The 19,039-nt window shown below is 61.5% G+C and carries 16 protein-coding genes; 10 read left to right on the top strand and 6 right to left on the bottom strand.

Going from position 1 to position 19,039, the window contains the following annotated elements:
* The first annotated feature begins 18 nt into the window (after positions 1-18).
* Positions 19-1,077 carry a DUF7065 domain-containing protein gene (locus tag ACNHGR_RS20685; RefSeq protein WP_475288619.1) on the top strand — a complete coding sequence of 353 codons (1,059 nt, stop codon included), beginning with the start codon at positions 19-21 and terminating at the stop codon, positions 1,075-1,077.
* A 107-nt stretch (positions 1,078-1,184) separates the two neighbouring features.
* Here the strand turns inward: ACNHGR_RS20685 and ACNHGR_RS20690 are convergent, their stop codons facing one another.
* From ACNHGR_RS20690 to ACNHGR_RS20700, 3 genes are all read right to left on the bottom strand, one after another.
* A complete protein-coding gene (locus tag ACNHGR_RS20690; RefSeq protein ID WP_475288620.1) occupies positions 1,185-3,437 on the bottom strand; it encodes a TonB-dependent receptor in 2,253 nt (750 codons plus the stop codon).
* A gap of 111 nt (positions 3,438-3,548) precedes the next feature.
* On the bottom strand, positions 3,549-3,974 hold the full coding sequence (locus ACNHGR_RS20695) for a limonene-1,2-epoxide hydrolase family protein (protein WP_475288621.1): 426 nt from the start codon (positions 3,972-3,974) through the stop codon (positions 3,549-3,551).
* A complete protein-coding gene (locus tag ACNHGR_RS20700; protein ID WP_475288622.1) occupies positions 3,971-5,041 on the bottom strand; it encodes a phosphotransferase in 1,071 nt (356 codons plus the stop codon). The genes ACNHGR_RS20695 and ACNHGR_RS20700 overlap by 4 nt, the downstream gene beginning before the upstream one ends.
* Positions 5,042-5,259: 218 nt before the next feature.
* Between ACNHGR_RS20700 and ACNHGR_RS20705 the strand changes: the two genes are divergently transcribed.
* The 8 genes from ACNHGR_RS20705 to ACNHGR_RS20740 all read left to right on the top strand — a co-directional run bounded on the left by ACNHGR_RS20705 (position 5,260) and on the right by ACNHGR_RS20740 (position 15,362).
* Positions 5,260-6,504, top strand: a complete 1,245-nt coding sequence (locus tag ACNHGR_RS20705) for a cytochrome P450 (protein ID WP_475288624.1) — start codon at positions 5,260-5,262, stop codon at positions 6,502-6,504.
* 22 nt (positions 6,505-6,526) lie between these two features.
* Positions 6,527-7,639, top strand: coding sequence for an NAD(P)-dependent alcohol dehydrogenase (locus ACNHGR_RS20710; RefSeq protein ID WP_475288625.1), 1,113 nt, complete (start codon positions 6,527-6,529; stop codon positions 7,637-7,639).
* 8 nt (positions 7,640-7,647) lie between these two features.
* Positions 7,648-9,060, top strand: coding sequence for an aldehyde dehydrogenase family protein (locus ACNHGR_RS20715; protein ID WP_475288627.1), 1,413 nt, complete (start codon positions 7,648-7,650; stop codon positions 9,058-9,060).
* Between the two features lie 214 nt (positions 9,061-9,274).
* Entirely contained in the window at positions 9,275-11,485 is a 2,211-nt protein-coding gene (locus ACNHGR_RS20720; protein WP_475288629.1) for a TonB-dependent receptor, read from the top strand.
* The gene (locus ACNHGR_RS20725) at positions 11,475-12,902 is read left to right on the top strand and encodes a phosphotransferase family protein (RefSeq protein ID WP_475288632.1); all 1,428 of its coding nucleotides are present in this window, start codon (positions 11,475-11,477) and stop codon (positions 12,900-12,902) included. The genes ACNHGR_RS20720 and ACNHGR_RS20725 overlap by 11 nt, the downstream gene beginning before the upstream one ends.
* Positions 12,899-13,315 (top strand): limonene-1,2-epoxide hydrolase family protein, encoded by a 417-nt coding sequence (locus ACNHGR_RS20730; RefSeq protein ID WP_184274627.1) that lies wholly within the window; start codon positions 12,899-12,901, stop codon positions 13,313-13,315. Before ACNHGR_RS20725 ends, ACNHGR_RS20730 begins: the two co-directional genes overlap by 4 nt.
* A 5-nt stretch (positions 13,316-13,320) precedes the next feature.
* Positions 13,321-14,331 carry a hypothetical protein gene (locus ACNHGR_RS20735; RefSeq protein WP_475288634.1) on the top strand — a complete coding sequence of 337 codons (1,011 nt, stop codon included), beginning with the start codon at positions 13,321-13,323 and terminating at the stop codon, positions 14,329-14,331.
* The gene (locus ACNHGR_RS20740; protein WP_475288636.1) at positions 14,328-15,362 is read left to right on the top strand and encodes a phosphotransferase family protein; all 1,035 of its coding nucleotides are present in this window, start codon (positions 14,328-14,330) and stop codon (positions 15,360-15,362) included. Before ACNHGR_RS20735 ends, ACNHGR_RS20740 begins: the two co-directional genes overlap by 4 nt.
* A 77-nt stretch (positions 15,363-15,439) precedes the next feature.
* On the opposite strand, the gene pcaF is transcribed toward ACNHGR_RS20740, so the two are convergent.
* From pcaF to ACNHGR_RS20755, 3 genes are read right to left on the bottom strand one after another with little or no spacing between them, the layout of a single operon-like run.
* On the bottom strand, positions 15,440-16,648 hold the full coding sequence (gene pcaF / locus ACNHGR_RS20745; protein ID WP_475288638.1) for a 3-oxoadipyl-CoA thiolase: 1,209 nt from the start codon (positions 16,646-16,648) through the stop codon (positions 15,440-15,442).
* Positions 16,649-16,669: 21 nt separating this feature from the next.
* Positions 16,670-17,326, bottom strand: a complete 657-nt coding sequence (locus tag ACNHGR_RS20750) for a 3-oxoacid CoA-transferase subunit B (RefSeq protein WP_184274635.1) — start codon at positions 17,324-17,326, stop codon at positions 16,670-16,672.
* Positions 17,327-17,340: 14 nt separating this feature from the next.
* Complete coding sequence (locus ACNHGR_RS20755; RefSeq protein WP_184274976.1) at positions 17,341-18,024, bottom strand: 3-oxoacid CoA-transferase subunit A; 684 nt, start codon at positions 18,022-18,024, stop codon at positions 17,341-17,343.
* Between the two features lie 110 nt (positions 18,025-18,134).
* On the opposite strand from ACNHGR_RS20755, the gene ACNHGR_RS20760 reads away from it, so the two are divergent.
* Positions 18,135-18,911, top strand: coding sequence for an IclR family transcriptional regulator domain-containing protein (locus ACNHGR_RS20760; protein WP_475288640.1), 777 nt, complete (start codon positions 18,135-18,137; stop codon positions 18,909-18,911).
* The last annotated feature ends 128 nt before the right edge of the window (positions 18,912-19,039 follow it).

Genomic DNA, 19,039 nt, shown 5'->3' on the forward strand with positions numbered 1-19,039 from the left:
GAGAAGGAGAGAGAGGATATGCAGGTTTTCGGCCGCGACCATGTCGTCATGTATGACGCATCGCATGAAGGGCGCCAGAAGCCCGGCGAGGGCGCCAAATGGCAGGACAGCACCTGGCTGCACTGGTGGGATTGCGACAGCGGCGTCGGCGGCGTCCACCGGATCGGCCATGAATATAATTATGATGGCGAACCGCCCCGGATTGCGCTTTGGAGCAATCTGGTCACGCCGGCCGGCATCTATCGGCATATTTGCAGCAACCTGCTGCGCGAGGAAGATAAGTTGCCCAATGGCTGGGGCGGGGGCGACGACACGACCAGCCAGATCATCGTCGATGATGTCCACCGCTGGATCGTGAACGACCCGGCGGCCGGCGTGTCGGCGCAGATCGACTTTCGCGATTTCCATCCCGCCTTTTGCGGCTTTCCGCGCGCGGGCGAGACATCGGACAATATCGCGCCCGACCATATTGATGTGGGCGGAAGCGTGACGGGTGAAATCGTCATGGATGGCCAGCGTTTCGCCTTCAACGGCATGGGCGTACGCGACCATGGCTGGGGGCATCGCGACATCAAGACCATGTTGTCGCATCGCTATTGTGCCGGCACATTCGGCCCGGACTTCACCTTTTGCGCCTGGTCCATTCACAGCGCCACCAACGACAAGGTAGAAAGCTTCGGCTGGGTGGTGAAGGACCAGAACAGGATCGTTTTCGCCGAGGATATCGAGATCATCAGTTATGTGGAGGTCGATTCCGCGTCGACCCGTGGTGGCCGGATCATCATGCGACTGGCTGACGGCGATATACTGGATTGCGAACTGACCGCTCAGGCGCCCGGCCTCGTCAACTGGTTCGACACGCACAAATTCGCCAACAACAATACTTTATGTCGCGCAGAGGCGAATGGCCGGGTCGGTGCGGGCATGTTCGAAAGCATGATGAATTTCCATCATGGTGTTCGGACGCCGGGCCTGATGCAGCGTGCGATTGCGGTGAACGAGGGTTTTTGGCGCGGCAGTTTCGACGATATGAAAGCCGCGGCGGACGGCCCCTTCATGGCATCGCGCACGATCTGAAAAGGGGGTGGCGAACCGGCCTTTGCGGGCCGGCTCGCCAAATGGAAGGGCCGGCCGGGACAAGTCCCGGCCGGCCTTTTCTGTGTCTCTGTCAGCAATATTATTCGTCAGAACTGATAACCCAGTTCAATACCGTAGGTGCGAGGCGGGGCGGCGGTATAATAGTCGCCATAGGCCTGCTCGATATAATAGTTGGAATATTTCTCGTTGATCAGGTTCTTGCCGAACAATCCGATCTTGAGGCCGTTACTGCCTTTCCAGAAAATAGAGCCGTTCAGCATGTCCACCGGCTTCTGCACGAGCCGTCCCTGAAGGTCGAACCGCGTCTTGGAACTGGTCTGGTAGGCCAGATTGAAATCGGTTGCTCCACTGCCCATCGGCACGCTGTAGTTGATGGCCGCATTGATAGCGTGACGGGGCGTACGGATGATCGGCGTGCCGCTCGCGTCGCAGGGCGTGGGCAGGTTCACGGTACTGCCCAGTACAGTCGGGTCAAAGCTGGGGTTGGGCGTGTAGCAGGACGCGTTGGCGAAATTCTTGTATTTGCCATCGACAAAGGCGTAGCCCAGCGTCACCGTCAGGTTGCGCACCGGCCGGATCGTTGCGTCCAGTTCGAAACCCTTGATTTCCGCTGATGTCGCATTCTGGGTTATCGTGCTGGTACCGGTATTCACCTCGAACTGGAGGTTCGAATAATCATAGTAGAAGGCGGCTGCATTGAGCGAGAATGTGCCGTCCACTGTGCTGCCCTTGAACCCGATTTCATAGGCATCGAGCTTTTCGGGATCGAAGGGTGGATTGGATGGATCGATTGGATTGAAATTGCCGCTCTTGAAGCCATGGCTGTAGGAGGCATAGACCATTGCCTTGCGGCTGAACTCATGCTTCAGGATGGCGCGGTAGGTCGGCTCCTTGAAGCTGGTCTTGATGTCGGTCGTTGCCAATGTGGCAATCGGATTATAGCCGCCGAACGTGCCGTCCAACTGCGTCGTGCCGACCAGATTGCGCTTGTCCCAGGTGTAGCGCCCACCCAGCGTCAGCGTCGTGCTGTCGGTCAGGTCATAGTTTAGTTCGGCAAAGACGGCATAGGATCTGGTCTTGATCCGGTTGCGGATGTCCAGCGCGGTGCCGGGCGGCAATCCCAGACCGGTGCCGCCCAATTGAATGCCTTTCTGCCCGCCAAAGCCGCCTTCCATGTCGAGATAATAGAAGCCGCCGATCCAGCTGAACGGTCCATCGCCAGTGGACGCAATCTGCAATTCTTCCTGGAACGTCTTGTTGATGCCGGACACTGTGTTGGCCGAGACGAGGTCTTCGGTGATATTGTCATTATCGAATATCTGGTTGACCTTCACATCCTGATAGGAAGTCTGGCTGGTGATCCTGAAACTGTCGAAGTCATAGGCAACCTTGCCGCTGACACTCCAGACCTCGCTCTTCATGCCGAAGGCGCGGCCGGGTGTGACGACGCTGTTATAATAGCCCGGCACAGGCGGCAGGCCGTCCTGCCCCAGGCCGCCGTCGACGATGCGATAATTATAGCCATAGCTGCTGTCGGCATTGCGATAATCGCCGGTAATGGTGACCGTCAACCGGTCGGACAATTTGGCCAGCAATTTGCTGCGCAGGGCAATTTCCTCGGCCGGGCCGATCTTCTTGCCGGGCGAGCCGAAGCGCCCTTGCGGCGAGTCATAATTGCGGCCCCAGCCATCACCCTGATTATTATAATAGACGGCCATGTCCATGGCGACCCCGTCGGCCAGGCCGCCCTCGACATAGGCCTTGGCGGTCACCGTCTCATAATTGCCGTAGGACAGGCTGACATTGCCGCCGAACGTCTCACTGGGATCGCGCGTGATGACATGGATCAGGCCGCCCGTGGCGTTGCGGCCGAAGAGGGTGCCTTGTGGTCCCTTCAGCACCTCGACACGTTCGATATTGTTGAACGGCGTGCCGTTGACCCACAGCATCGGCTGGTAGACGCCATCGACATACATGGCGATCGGGCTTTCGCCGCCCGGCGTCGTGGTCGGTTGCCCCACGCCGCGCAGGAAGGGGGTAACGCCAACGCCAGCGCTGGCGGCCTTCAGGCCGGGCGTGCCGATGCTCAGGTCCGCGATGGACTCGATGCGCGACTTGGCCAATGTTTCGGCACCAAAGGCGCTGATGGCGATCGGCACATCCTGCAAGGCCTGTTCGCGCCGTGTAGCGACGACGACGATGTCAGCGTCGGACACGACCGACCGCTTCGCACTGTCTGCCTCCGGTGCCTGATCCGCCTCGGCGGCATGAACCTGCGCCGCCATCATGCCCAATGCCAGCGCCGCAGTGCCGACATGAACTGTCCAGAATGATTTCATACCCTCTCTCCCTTTATGTTTGTCGTTTAATCCCAGCAAAATTTATGATCGTTTATTGAGATATCGATTGGCGGCGCGGACAGCCGACATGGTCTTGTCAGTTGCCGAACTTCAGGAAGCGGACATGGCGTTCAGGAGCGGCGCCGGATCGAAATAGTCGCGCCAGCCGCTGATCTTGCCGCCTTCGATCACGAAAATACCCAATGCCGGCAGCGTACCGATCAGGCTTCTGTCGGCGCGGCGCAGATAGTCGGTCCGCTCGACGGCGACTGTGCTGCCGTCTGCGACAACCGCTACGATGGTCGTTTCGATCGATTCCAGCCCCGCCCCCTGGCGCGCCTGATCGAGCAGCGCGACGCAGGCATCGATGCCCTGCACCGCCGGCAGGCCGCTATTATGCCAGACGCAATCTGCGGCCAGCGTCGCGCGCATGGCGACAACGGTCGCATCGAAGCCGTCTTCCCAGCTCGCAACAAAATCCAGCACCAGTTTCCGGTTGTCGATGGTCTGCACGATCGGATTCTCCTTCCCAGTCATGGCTGATCCTGTTCGATCAGGGCCAATGTGCCCCAATCCTCGGCCGCCATGGCAAAGCGGACGGCAATGGCGGCATTGGCGGCTTCGGTGAAATATTGGACGCCATCGCCATTGGTGATGAAGAGCACATAGCCGTAGAGAATTTCCCGGCGATAGCAGTCGAGCGCCGCATCGAAGGCAGGCGGCGTGATGCTCAACTCGCTCAGCCGATCTAGATAATGCTGGATCAACGCCCCTTCCCATCGCCGACGATCCACGACATCGAGCGACGAGACGAGGAAATAGGTCACATCATGATACCAGGGACAGCGGCGCATTTCCCAGTCGAGCAGGCCACCGCCCTGATCGTTGAAATAGACGTTGGCGATATGCGCGTCGCCATGCCCCAGGGTCAGCGGGCCATGTGCATGGAAGCGCCATTGTCGATGCAGCGCCGCCCGCAATCGCGCCGCGTCCGATGCCAGCCCGCGCGGTACCGCTGCGCCGCGCGGCAGGCTGAGATAGAAAGCCCAGTTTTCCGGCTTCAGGACCATTTCCATATAATCGAGATGCCAGCCGGTCACGCTACGAAGTACCCAGCCAAGCCTGCCGTCATCCGCCAGTTCCGGGTCCATCCAGTAGCGCGCGTGCAATCGCGCCAGTACATCCAGTATCGCCCGGGCCTGATCGAAGGATAGCGGCCTTTGCGCATGGCCGAAGGTCGTTTGCGACAGCGCCAGGTCTTCCAGGATCGTGACAGGCACGATGCCCTGCTTTTCGGCGAAATAGCAGCGCGGCGTATTCACGCCGATGTCGTTGACCAGTTCCGAATAGGCGCGCATCTCATCCGTGAACGTATGTTCCATCGGTTCGGTATTCTTGCCGAATGGCCCCTTCACGATCAGGCGGGGGGGCAGGCTGTCTGGATTCTGGCCGCCATATTCCAGTGCGACTCGAACCTTGGTCGCGGTTCCGCCCATGACGTCTACCACCGAAACACCCGTCACATGCGTGTCGGGATGACGCTGGCGCAGGGCATGGGTCATCCATTCGGGCGTCAAGGCGTCCAGGGTTTCCGGTAGCTTCACGGCATGCTCTCCCTGATTGGCGTGGCGGAGGCGCTGCTGCGTCGCTCTCCCGTCCGTCAAATTATTTACATGCTTACTATTGCCTGGACTTACTAAAATCAAGTAAGTAACTGAACGTCCGTAAACATGTTTCGCACAAGCATGTCAGCGCAAGAGAAAATGGGCCGCCGGGATCGTCGGATGGTCAGGAAAAAACAGATTTTTTGAGGGATGTGATGGTGGCAGCAACAGCTGAAATGGATGTCGATTTTTCCCAGGCCCGTTCGCTGGGCAACGACATTATCGGCAAGCTCAACGCGATGCGGGAGGCCGATCCCATCTTCTTTAGCCCGGCGAATGGCGGCATCTGGATCGTCAACGGGCATAAGGAGGTGACGGAGGCATTCGCCGGGAAGCTGCCGCTCTCATCGGTGCGCCTGCCGGACATGGTCATGCAGCAGGTGCCTTCAACTGACCGCGAAGCCCGCTATCCCCAGATATGCGAAGTGACCCGCAACTGGGTCATCAACATGGATCGTCCGGCCAGTTGGCGCCTGCGCACGCTGGGGCAGAAGGCGTTCAGCTCTCAGGTGGCCGAAGGTCTGCGGCCCCATGTCCGTCGCTTTATCGATGACGCCTTTGCCGACATCGACGATGCGGACAGTTTCGAATTTGTCGACAAGGTTGCCCGCCTCATTCCCGCGCGCACCATACTGAAACTCTTCGGCTTGGGCGACGACATCTATCCCCGCCTGCATCACTGGTCTGTCACGCTCAATGCCGCCCTTTCCGGGGTCAATATTCCGGAGGAGATACTGGCCGCAGCGGAACAGACGATGGAGGAAATGCGCGTCCTGTTCCTGCCGGAGATAGAAGCGCGCCGGCGGAATCCGACCGACGACTTCATCTCCGCGCTCGTCACCGCACGGGATGGCGACGACAAGCTGTCCGAGCAGGAATTGATCGCGATGCTCATCATCGTGCTGATCGCCGGTCATGATACGACGGCTAACACGATCGCGCTGGGCACGGCGGCACTGGCCCATCTACCCGACGCCCGGGCCTTCATCCGGGACAATCCCGATCAGATCGGCAACGCCGTCATGGAAATCATGCGCTATATCGCCATGTCCACAGCGATGGCGCGGATCGTCACCGAAGATTTCGAATGGCAGGGGCATCAGATCAAGGCGGGTTCGTTCGTCTTCCTGATGATTGCAGGGGCCAATCGTGATCCGGCGGCTTTCCCCGATCCGGAACGGTTCGATCCGACCCGCCCCCAGTCCAGAAACATGACCTTTGCGCCGGGGCTGCATTTCTGCATCGGCCATTTCCTCGCCAAGGTGCAGTTGCAGGAATATTTCGCCGCGCTGTGCGACCGATATGATCCGGTCCTGCTCGACGATAGGCTGGATTTCGGCACCAGCATCGGATTTCGCGGGGTCGAAACCCTCACCATGCGGCTCGAACCGCGCACGGTCTGAAGCAACGAAAAGAGGAGAGGTGATGACCCAGACGGTCATGCAGGCGGCGATCTTTCGCCCCGATGCAAAGCAAGCCCGGATCGAAGCCGTCACCATGGCGGATCTGCGCGACGATGAAATACTGGTTCGCCTGGTGGCGACCGGCATCTGCCATACGGATCTTACCTGTCGCGACGGCATGATGCCGCTACCCCGCCCCGTCATATTGGGGCATGAGGGGGCCGGCATCGTCGAACGCGTCGGCAGCGCAGTGGACACGCTCCAGCCCGGTGACAAGGTCGTTCTGACCTTCCTGCCATGCGGCCGGTGCGACAATTGCCATGCGGGCGTCCCGGCCTATTGCCATCAGTTCATGCCGGGCAATTTCACCGGGCGCCGTCTCGATGGATCGACGGCCCTGCAATGCGGGCATGAGGATGTATCGGCCCATTTCTTCGGCCAATCTTCCTTTGCGACCTACAGCGTGGCCAATATGCGCAACGCCATCAAGGTGCGGGATGATGCGCCGCTGGAACTGCTCGGGCCATTGGGCTGCGGGGTGCAGACTGGCGCTGGCGCCGTGATGAATGTGTTGCAGCCCCAGCCCGGGCAATCGCTCATCATCTACGGGGCCGGGGGTGTTGGGCTGAGCGCACTGATGGCGGGGCGGGTCGAAGGATACGACACGATCATCGTCGTCGAACCCAATGCAGATCGTCGGACGCTGGCGCTGGACCTGGGGGCGAGTGCCGCGCTGGACCCGGCTGACGGTGACGTGCCCGACCAAGTCCGTGCCTTGGTACCGCAAGGCATCGATCATGCCTTCGACACCAGCGGCATCCCGGCCGTCATCGCCCAGGCGATCGAGATGCTGGGGCCGCGTGGCAAGATCGCCCTTGTGACGGCCAACCGTCTGGACGCGATGCTGCAAGTGCCGCTGCTTGCATTGCCGGGCCGGGGCATCACCATTCGCGGCGTGAATATGGGCGACAGCGTGCCGCATCAGTTCATTCCGCGCCTGGTGGACCTGATCGTGGAGGGGCGCTTCCCGATCGAAAAGCTGGTGCGCTTCTATGATTTCGATGCGATCAATCAGGCATTGGAGGATCAGGAGGCAGGTCTGGCGGTAAAGCCGATCCTGCGGATGCCGCAATGAGCCTCGCCATGCTGAAGGACGACGCCCGTCTCCTGATCGACGGGCGGGCCGTAGAAGGCGCGCGGCGCATCCCGGTCATCAATCCGGCAACGGAAATGGTGATCGCGCATTGCGCCCGCGCTGATGAAGCGCAACTCGACATGGCCATCGCCGCCGCGAAGAGGGCGCAGCCGGCATGGGCCATGCTCGACATGGCGGACCGCCGCGCCCGGCTGATGGCGATCGCCGACGATCTGGAACGGCAGGCGGACAGTCTGGCCGGCCTGCTGACCGCTGAACAGGGCAAGCCGCAGCAGCAGGCGCTGATGGAAGTTCTGGGCTCGGCTGCCATCACCCGCGCATTGGCCGTGCTGGATCTGGAACCGCGAACATTGGGCGAGACGCCGGACGGGCGGGTGATCGAACATCGCACGCCGCTTGGCGTCGTGGCGGCGATCACGCCGTGGAATTTCCCGATTTCGCTGCTGGTGGTAAAGATCGTGCCGGCCCTGCTCGCGGGCAATAGCGTGGTGGCGAAGCCGGCGGCGACCACTCCGCTGTCGACCCTCCTTCTGGGGCAGATATTCGATGCGCATCTGCCGCCTGCTATTCTCAACATCATCGTGGACGCCAATGATCTTGGCGCACAACTGACGCGCCATCCCGACATTGCGAAGATCGCCTTCACCGGTTCGACCGGGACGGGACGGAAAGTGATGGAGGCAGCCGCCGGGTCAATCAAGCGGCTGACGCTGGAACTGGGCGGCAATGATGCGGCGATCGTGCTGGACGATGCCGACCCGGCAAGTGTCGCGCGCAGCCTGTTCGATGGCGCGATGCTGAATGCCGGGCAGGTCTGCCTCGCGATTAAACGCGCTTATGTCCATGTTTCCATCCATGATGCCGTCTGCGACGAACTGGCTCGCCTTGCGGATGCTGCGATCGTCGGGGACGGCGCAGACCCGGCCAGCGAAATCGGCCCGGTCCAGAATGGCGAGCAATATCGCAAGCTATGCGCGCTGCTGGAGGAAACGGCGCAGGAGGCTAGCATAATCAGCGGCGGCGTCATGGCCGATCGGCCGGGCTATTTCATCCGGCCCACCATCGTTCGCAACATCCATGATGGTGCCCGGCTGGTGCGGGAGGAGCAGTTCGGCCCGATCCTGCCGGTCCTGTCCTACAGCGACATCGACGATGCGGTCCGCCGTGCCAATGACAGCATCTTTGGCCTGGGCGCGACCGTCTGGTCCTCCAGCCCCGCCCGGGGATGGGACGTGGCAAGACAGATCGATGCCGGCGTCGTCTGGGTCAACGCGCATATGGCGGTGCACCCGATGATCGCCGTCGGCGGTGCCAAACAGTCGGGTATAGGCGCCGAACTGGGCGCCGAAGGCCTCCATGAATTTACCCAGCGCCACGTCGTCTTCCTGCCGAACGACTGACGATCGCCGGCTTCACGATCCTCCCTAGGCCGGGACTTTCATCCAGTCCCGGCCCTTTTTTTGGGTCATCCGCATCCAACGAGTCCAATATTATAAATGAATGTTTATTGACTCTTTTTTGCGAATGTTGGACACAAGATTATCATAATGGTGCGAACCTATTATCTCGCACAAGATCAGGCCGCAAAGGCCAGCAGGGAGAGGGAAGATGGGCATGCCTGTGCAGGGAGCGATAAGTCGTACGGCGTTGATGTGGATGGGACTGTCATGCCTGTTCGGCCCGGTCCATGCGCAGGAGGCGAAGGATAGCCCATCCGCCAACATGACCGCCGACATCGTCGTCGTCGCCCAGCGCCGCGAGGAGCGGCTTCAGGACGTGCCGATCGCCGTGACCTCGCTCGGTGGCGGCACGCTGGAACAGGCCAATATCGTCAGTGCCCTGGATGTCGGAAAGGTCGCGTCGGGACTGGTTTTCCAGCAGAGCACGGGCACCGTCACGACCTTCATTCGCGGCCTTGGCAACAACCAGCTCGCCGTCGGTAATGAGGCGTCCAACTCGCTGTATATCGACAGCGTCTATTATGCCCGCATCTCGCCGGTTCTGATGCGCCTCAACAATGTCGAGCGGGTCGAGATATTGAAGGGGCCGCAGGGCACATTGTTCGGCCGCAATGCAACCGGCGGGCTCATCAACATTCTGACCAGCCGGCCCGAACCCGGCAAGCCGCTGAGCGGCAAGTTCACGCTGGGCTACGGCAATTACGACATGGTGGAGGCCGATGCCTATGTATCCGCCGGGCTGACCGATACGCTGGCCGGCAGTGTCGCCATTCTCAACAGCTATCAGGGCAAGGGCTGGGGCACCAATGTCCTGACGGGCGAGGATACGAACCGGCAGGAAGATTTCGCCATGCGCGGCAAATTGCTGTTCGAACCGTCCGATCGTACCACCATCACCATCGCGGGCGACTATAGCCGGTCCAACAGCACGATCGGCCTGCTCAACTATTATGACGGCAAGGACAATCCCGCGCCGGCGGGCTATGGTGACGGATCGGGATATTTGCCGCCGCTCCGGTCCCGCTACGACAAGAACAGCAATTTGAAGGATCTGGCCAACACGCGCGGCTGGGGCGCCTATGCGCGGTGGGAACAGGGCATGTCCTTCGCCGATCTCGTCGCGACCGTGGCCTTCCACGACGAACGGATCGACTATCATAACGACATCGACAAATCCCCGCAGACCTTCTTCCATTTCGAGGAGGATGATGTCTATGACGATCAGGTCAGCGCCGAACTCCAGCTCGTTTCCAACAAGAGTGGCTGGCTGAAATGGACCGCGGGTCTTTTCTATCTGCAACAGAAATTCGGCTTTCCAACACCCGCCCGGCTGAGCGGTACCGCCTTCGGTTCCGGGGTCACGGTGCTCCCCAAGGATTCGGGGGAAACCAATTCCTATGCGGCCTATGGTCAGGCGAGCGCAAAGCTGACCGACCAGTTGCAACTGACGCTGGGTGGACGGATCAACCGCGATGAACTGCAAGGGCACGGCCTGACGGATGTGTTTATCGACGGGGTCGGCCTCATTGCCGGAACGCCGCTGTCGGCACGCAAGAATTTCCAGAAATTCACCTACCGCGTCGCGCTGGACTATAAACCGGCGACCGACATGCTGCTTTATGCATCGCTCAGCCGGGGAACCAAGGCGGGCCTGTTCAACCTCATCACCTTCAACCCCGTCGCCATCCGTCCCGAAGTCCTCGATGCCTATGAAGTCGGTTTCAAGTCGCAGTTTCTGGATCGGCGCCTTCGCCTCAACCTTGGCGCCTTCTTCTACGATTACCAAAACCCGCAGGTGCAGACCCAGCAGCCCAACGGTGTCACCAATCTGAGCAATGCTAAGGCGGCGGAGATCAAGGGGCTGGAGGCGGAAGTCGAATTTTTCGTGACGCCCCGCCTGTCGTTCCGCGCCAGTGGCACCTGGCTGGATGCGAAATATACCGATTACAAGGACGCGCCTTTCTACACCGCCAATCCCCTGCCGCCCTATGGGCTGTTGCCGGCGGTCGTGGGCGACGCCACCGGCAATCGCCTCAGCCGCGCGCCTCGCTTCAGCGGTAATGCGGGCGTCAGCTACAGTGTCGATCTGCCCAGCGGCAATCTGGCGGCCAGCGTCAACTATGCCTATACGGGCGGCTTCTACTGGACGCCGGACAATTTCTTTCGGCAGAAGGATTATGGCCTGCTTGATGCGAGCCTCAGCTACAGTCCGGGCGATAGCGGAGCAACGCTGCAAATCTGGGGCAGCAATCTTACCAATGCACGCTACAATCTGACCACCAATGAATTTGGCAATGCGGTCGGCCTGAGCAGTGCCCCCGGCGCTCCGCGAACATATGGCGTCCGGCTGAAATATGCCTATTGAGCCGCCACCAGCCGCATCGCCGGGCGTTAGCCATGACTTTGCCATGCTCCAGTCGGTTGCGCGTCTGCTCGAAACGGTGGCAGCGACGGAGCGGGATGCGTTGCAACGCTTCGCCTGCCTGCGCGCCGCCCATGTCGTGACACGACTGGCGCTGGCGGTCGACGGTCTGGATGCGCTGAACGCCGATGCTGTCGATCGCCTCCGGGCGCTTAACCGATCCCTAGGCATGGATAGCGATGTAGGTCATAGTGAGAGCGGTTATCGGCATGCGATGGCGATGCTGGACGACAGGTTGCGTCGGGACAGCGGCGATCCTCGTTGGGACGCCGCTTTGCAGGAACTGGCTTGCATCGATTTCGACCGGACGAAGAACATTGCCTTCGCTGCCGACCAACGCCGGGACGTATGGCGAGCCAGCCGACCGGATAGCGCGGGATTGGTCACTGCCGAGATGCTCAGCGGCTATTTTCGCCAGCGTTTTCCCGATCATCCCGACCTGATCGCCAGGGATGTGACCCGTCTGGGTGGTATCAACGCGAACGAAGCCTATTTCTGCACCATCGCCGGTCATCCGGACTGGCCAGCCGACATCGTGCTGCGCCGCATGTTGCCGGCCCAAATCCAGCCCCGTTCAATTACCGAGGAATTTGACGTGCTGGAGGCGATGGGCGCCACCGGCATGCCTGTCCCCCGCCCCCTGTTTCGCGACGATCATCCGCCTCTGCTGGGCCAGCCGATCATCGCGGTCGAACGCCTGCCCGGCATCACCTGCACCTTGACGGATATGGGCGATGAGGGGCGGGCTATCTTCCGCCAGCTCGCCGCGCTGATGGGGCAATTGCACCGGCTCGATCCGGCGTTGCTGCCTGCCGGTCGTCGCGCTGCCGATGGTGATGCGCTTCAGTGGTTGCTCGATCGCATCACGCGCTGGGAACAGGACTGGCTCAAAGCCACATATGAGCCCGTCGCGACCGTCACCCACGCCTTTCACTGGCTGCGCCGTCATGCCAGCCGCTTTTGCGCCCGGCAGAGCGTGGTGCATGGCGATCTCGACCAGCGTAATCTGCTTTGCGATGCCGGCCGCATCGTGGCACTGATTGACTGGGAAGTCGCGCATCAGGGCCATCCCGCTGAAGACCTGGCCTATGTCCGCCCGCAGGTGGAAGCGCTCATGCCCTGGTCCGATTTCCTTGCCATTTACCAGCAGCATGGCGGGATCGCGCCGGACGCTTTTGAGATGCGCTACGGCGCGGTACTCTGCAACATGTTGCGCGTGACGACCAGCATGGCGGCGCAGACCGCCTATGATGCGGGCGAGATCGACAATTTCCTGATGGGCAGTGTGCGCACCATCGAAACCGAGCAGGCCTGTCAGGCCCTGCACCAAGCCATCATGCATGAAGGATCAGCGCCATGAATCAGAGCCGAATGATCGTCGAACAGTTTTTCGCTGCCTGGAATGACGGCCATGATGCCATGATCGATGCGTTTCGCCGCTATTTTCAGCCCGACGCGATCTGGCGCAACAGTGGTTTCCCCGACACACAGGGCGTCGATGCGGCGCTGACATTGATGGATCAATTTTGCGGCACGCTCAACGTCGACAGGATCGGTGTGACATTGAAGGCAGTGGTGGCGGACGGCGCATTCGTGGTGACGGAGCGGCAGGATGACCTGATCGATGCGGAAGGCAATATCGTGTCATCCATGGATGTGCTGGGTATATTCGAGATTGCGGATGGCAAGATCCGCGAATGGCGCGAATATGCCGACCCGCGCGAAGTGCTGGAAATAGCCCGCCAGCGCAGCACCGGCCCGGCCCAGGGGTGAAGGATATGCAACAGCCTGCGATGATCCTGCCGCATCCCATCAGCTTTGAAGATGAATTGCCCATCGCAACGCTGCCGGCCATCGACCGATGGAGCGAGAATTACGCGTTCGTGGGCTATGACTATGCCAGTCGCATCGGCTATGCCGCCTATGCCGGGCGTTGGGTCAAGCAGCCGGCGCTCTGGCGCGAACAGCTCTATCTCTATCTGCCCGATGGCACGATGTTGCAGCATCAGGCGATCGGCCCCGCGCCCGATCCCGCCGTGCCCACGGCTGGCGCGCTGCGCTTCCACTGCGATGAGCCGGGCGGCCAATGGCGCATCCTGTTCGATGGGGGCATGCGGCATGATCGGGTATCGGATCTGCTGCGCGAACCGATCCGGCAATCGGTACCGCATCCCGTCAGCTTTTCGGTCACGCTGGACCATGGCTGGCCCGTCTGGATGTTCGGCGCATCGGAAAATAGCAGCCATGGCAAGTTCCATTATGAGCAGTTGGGGCAATGCAGCGGCCACTTCCATTTCGCCGGGCAGGACCATGTCTTCACCGGCCCCGCCTATCGCGACCATTCGCGTGGTCCGCGCCATCTGGGCGGCTATCAGGGGCATGCCTGGTTGCAGCTCTTCTTTGAGGACCGGCCCGCTTTCGCCAGCTATCAAGGCTGGGCAAAGGAAGGTGGGGAACTGGTGCAGATACTGGATCAGACGGTGTCGATCCATGCTGACGGGTTTCGTGCGGCTTCGCTGGAATCCTCGATCCGACTGACCGACATCGATACCCTGCCGGTGCCGCTGACCGTCGATATTGCGATCGCGGGGGAAAAGCTTCGCCTCGTCGGTCAGCCGCAGGCCACTCTGGTCACCTCGCTGACGGAGGAGTTCGACTTTTTCTACGGCTTCCCGGCGTCTCTGGTGGATATCGTCGCGACCGAACAACCCTATATGTTCGACTATGATGGCGGCCGGGTGCGCGGCTATCTGCAACGATCGCTGCGCGTCGAGCGATCGACGCGATGACACCGGACATAGGCAATCGACTGGCAGACTGGTTTCGGACCCAAATGCCGGCTGCGCAATCGATCGATCTGACAGGGTGGCGCCCCGCCAGTTCGGGCAGTTCCAGCGAAACCTGGCTGTTCACCTTGCTGATTGAGCAGAATGGAGGGCGCACGGAGCATCCTCTGGTCTTGCGCACGAACCGTGACGGTCGCGGCCTGTTCCCCGATTATGATTTCGGATTGCAGGCACAGGTCATGCGGGCGCTGGGGACCGCCGGCCTGCCGGTACCGGCTATCCGTTGGTATGAAGCGGATGGCAAGGCGATCGGCGCCGCCTTCATCATCATGGATCAGGTGGAGGGGGACACGCCTTCGGACACGTCACCGGGCTTTCATGGTCATGGCCTGTTTCATGATGCGGATGCGGCCGGCCGACGATCGATGTGGATCGCTCTTGTGCAGAAACTGGTGGACCTGCATCGTCTGGACTGGCGTGCAATGGCGTTGCCACCTCTTGTTGGCGCGGCCGAAAGCGTTGCGGCATGCATGGCGCAGCATCTGGCTTTGCTCGACCGATGGATTGCCTGGTCCCAGGTTCCGCCCGCACCCGCACTCTTGCGAGCGCTGGACTGGTTGCGAAGGACGCCGCCGCCGTCCGGGCAAGGACTGGCCCTGCTCTGGGGCGATGGTCGACCCGGCAACGCCCTCTATCGCGACCAGCGGATCACTGCAATGCTGGACTGGGAACTGGCGTCTATCGGCCTCCCTGCCTTTGACCTGGGCTATCTGATCTGGAGCGCCGAAGTCCTGCGTCAGGTCAATGACGTGCCATGGCTGGAGGGGGTACCGCGACGGGATGCGTGCAAGGCGCTGTACTGCGCGCTGTCGGGCGCAGAGCTGGATTGCGATTATGGTGAGGTTTTTGCCCTCGCCAGACTGGCGGTGATGACGGCGCTGGGTGGCCGGCAGGCAGGCCATGATCCCTATTTCCAGCGCTTTCTGCGCGAAAGCGTCGTTGTGCAGGAACTGGACCGTCGATTTCCTGCGTGATCGTATCAGCCGATGATGCCGATGTTGCTGTAGTCTGCCGGCGGGTGTCGTCCCGCACCCGCCGTTTCGGCTTCGTTTCAGACCCTTTCGATTGCCAGCGCAAGGCCCATGCCGACGCCGATGCACAGGGTCGCGATACCCCGCTTTCCACCGGTCTTTTCCAGTTGATGCACCAGCGTCATCGCGATCCGTGCGCCCGACATGCCCAGGGGATGACCCAGCGCGATCGCGCCGCCATTGGGATTTACATGCGCCGCATCGTCGGGCAGGCCAAGGCCGCGCATCACGGCGATGCCCTGACTGGCAAAGGCTTCGTTGAGTTCGATCGCGTCGAAATCGCCGATGCCAAGGCCGAGGCGCGCCAGCAGCTTCTGGGTCGCGGGCAGGGGGCCGATGCCCATCACGCGCGGTTCGACCCCGATCGATGCCATCCCCAGGATACGGGCGCGAGGGGTGAGGCCATGGGCCTTGGCTGCCGTCTCGCTGGCGACGATCATCGCCGCCGCGCCGTCATTGATGCCCGATGCATTGCCCGCCGTGACGCTGCCCTCAGGCCCGAACAGCGGTTTGAGTTTCTGCAACGCTTCGATCGTCGTGTCGGCGCGGGGATGCTCGTCGACGCTGACATCCACCGTCTCGCCGCGCTTCCTGCCGGGCACGGTGACGGGGATGATCTCCTCGGCAAAGAAGCCCTTGGCCTGCGCGGCGGCGGCCCGCTGCTGGCTGCGCAGGGCGAATGCATCCTGATCGGCACGGCTGATGCCATGTTCCTGCGCGACATTCTCGCCGGTGCGCGGCATGGTTTCCGTGCCATAAAGCGCGTCGAGCGCCGGGTTGACGAAGCGCCAGCCCATCGTCGTGTCCTCGATTTTCTGGTTGCGGCCGAAGGCGCTGTCCGCCTTGCCCATGACGAACGGCGCGCGGGTCATGCTCTCGACCCCGCCGGCGATCGCCAGCGCCATCTCGTCGGACCGTATCGCGCGCGCCGCTGCGCCGACCGCTTCCAGCCCCGATGCGCATAAACGGTTGAGCGTCACCCCCGGCACCGTATGCGGCAGGCCTGCGAGCAGCAGGCTCATGCGCGCAACGTTGCGATTATCCTCGCCCGACTGGTTGGCGCAGCCATAAAAAACCTCTTCGATCGCCCCCGGATCAAGCCCCGGATTGCGCGCCAGCAAGGCCTTCATCGGCAGCGCGCCAAGATCGTCTGCCCGGATATTGGCGAGGCCGCCGGCGTAGCGGCCGATGGGCGTGCGAACGGCGTCGCAGATGAAGGCGTCAGTCATGGATCATCGTCTCCTGGTGGCTCAGGCCGCTTCGGTTTCGCTGGCGAAGGCTAGCTGTACCCCGGTCAGGTCGCGCAATTCTTCGATCGACAGGCCTTCGACCATCTCGACCACGCGCGCGCCGCCCGGCCCGACGTCGAACACGGCAAGGTCGGTATAGACGCGCGATACGCAGCCAAGGCCGGTCAGCGGATAGGTGCATGCTTCGACCAGCTTGCTTTCACCCTGCTTGGTCAGCAGGTCCATCATCACGAAGGTCTGCTTGGCGCCGATGGCCAGATCCATCGCGCCGCCGACGGCCGGGATCGCACCCGGTTCGCCCGTGTGCCAGTTGGCAAGGTCGCCATGCGTCGATACCTGGAAGGCGCCGAGCACGCAGATGTCCAGATGGCCGCCGCGCATCATCGCGAAACTGTCCGCATGGTGGAAGAAACATCCGCCGGTGAGCAGGGTCACGGCCTGCTTGCCGGCGTTGATGAGTTCCCAATCCTCTTCCCCCGGCGCGGGTGCCGGCCCCATGCCGAGCAGGCCATTTTCACTTTGCAGGAAAATCTCGCGTTCCTGCGGCAGATAATTGGCCACCTTGGTGGGCAGCCCGATGCCGAGGTTCACATAGGCGCCTTCAGGGATGTCGCGGGCGACACGGGCTGCCATCTGGTCGCGGGTCAGTCGGTTCATGCGCATGCTCCCGATCAGGCGGCAATGGAGAGGGTGGGGGCGACTTCCACGACCCGCTGGACGAAAATGCCCGGTGTCACGACCGCTTCCGGATCGATACCGCCCAGGGGGACTATCCGGGTTATCTGCGCGATCGTCGTCCTGGCAGCCATCGCCATGATGGGGCCGAAATTGCGCGCGGTCTTGCGATAGACGAGGTTGCCCCAGCGGTCCCCTTCATGCGCCTTGATCAGGGCAAAATCGGCCTGGATCGGATATTCCAGCACATGATGCTTGCCGTCGATCTCGCGGCTTTCCTTGCCTTCCGCCAGCAATGTCCCATAGCCTGTAGGCGTGAAGATCGCACCCAGGCCGGCGCCTGCCGCCTGGATACGGGCTGCCAGATTACCCTGTGGCACCAGTTCCAGCTCGATCTGCCCGGCCCGATAGGCGGCGTCGAAATGATGGGAATCCGACTGGCGCGGGAAGGAGCAGATGATCTTCTTCACCCGGCCTTCGCGGATCAGCGCGGCGACGCCCTGTTCGCCATTGCCGGCATTATTGTTGATGATCGTCAGGCCGCCGACGCCGCGGGCGATGAGCGCGTCGATCAACTGGTCCGGCATGCCGGCCGTACCGAAGCCGCCGATCATTACCGACGCCCCATCCTGAATGTCGGCGACCGCCTGTGCGGCCGATGCCACCGATTTGTCGATCACCATTCTCTCCTGCCGAATTTTCAATCGTCCCGTTTCTTCATCCCGAAAAAGCTTGCGTCAACCGATAAACGATATATTGTCCGATTATCGTTCGTTTCATTGGGTGAGATATGCTGGAACAGTCCGAAATAGCGGCGCAGGGCGATCCGGATTTCATGACATCGCTCGCGCGTGGCCTGTCTGTGTTGCGCTGCTTCGCCGACGAACAGCAGCCGATGACGATCGCGCAGGCGAGCCGCCTGACCAGTCTCAGCCGTCCGGCGGTGAAGCGCTGCCTCCATACGCTCGCACGCCTTGGCTATGTCGTTCAGGACGGGGTTCACTACCAGCTCAGGCCCAAGGTGCTGTCGCTCGGCTATGCCTATCTCTCGTCCAGCACCTTGGCTGTGCGTGCCCAGCCGTTGCTCGATCAGATACGCGACGAACTGCATGAATCCTGCTCGATCGGTGTGATCGAGGAGGATGAGGTGACCTATGTGGCGCGTGCCGAAGTATCGCGCATCATGTCGATCGCACTGAGGGTGGGCAGCCGTTTGCCGCTTTATTGCACCTCGATGGGGCGGATCTTGCTGGCCGGGCAGGACCGCCGCGAACAGGATGCCTATCTGGCGCGCACCCCATTGGTGCCGTTGACCGATGCCACCCAAACCAATCCGGCGACTTTGCGTTCGCTGTTGCAGAAGGTCGCGGACGATGGCTATGCGATCGTCGATCAGGAACTGGAAGCCGGATTGCGATCTGTCGCGGTACCGGTGCGCAGTCGCGCCAATATCGTGGCGGCGCTCAACATCGGCACGCAGGCGGCGCGTGTCCCGATGTCGGATCTGCATTCCCGCTACCTGCCGGTCCTGCGCCGCGCTGCACGCGATCTGGAGGCGTTGCTATGATGGAACAAAGTCGGTGATGGTCTTAGTGGCGCGGACAAGTTCATCCATGAGGTCTGCCCCGCAATAGCTGTGCGGGAACGTGTTTGCCTGTCCTACAGGGTGGATCTCCATTATGCTGCGGCCGGCTC

Source organism: Sphingobium sp. RS1 (genome assembly GCF_056156825.1).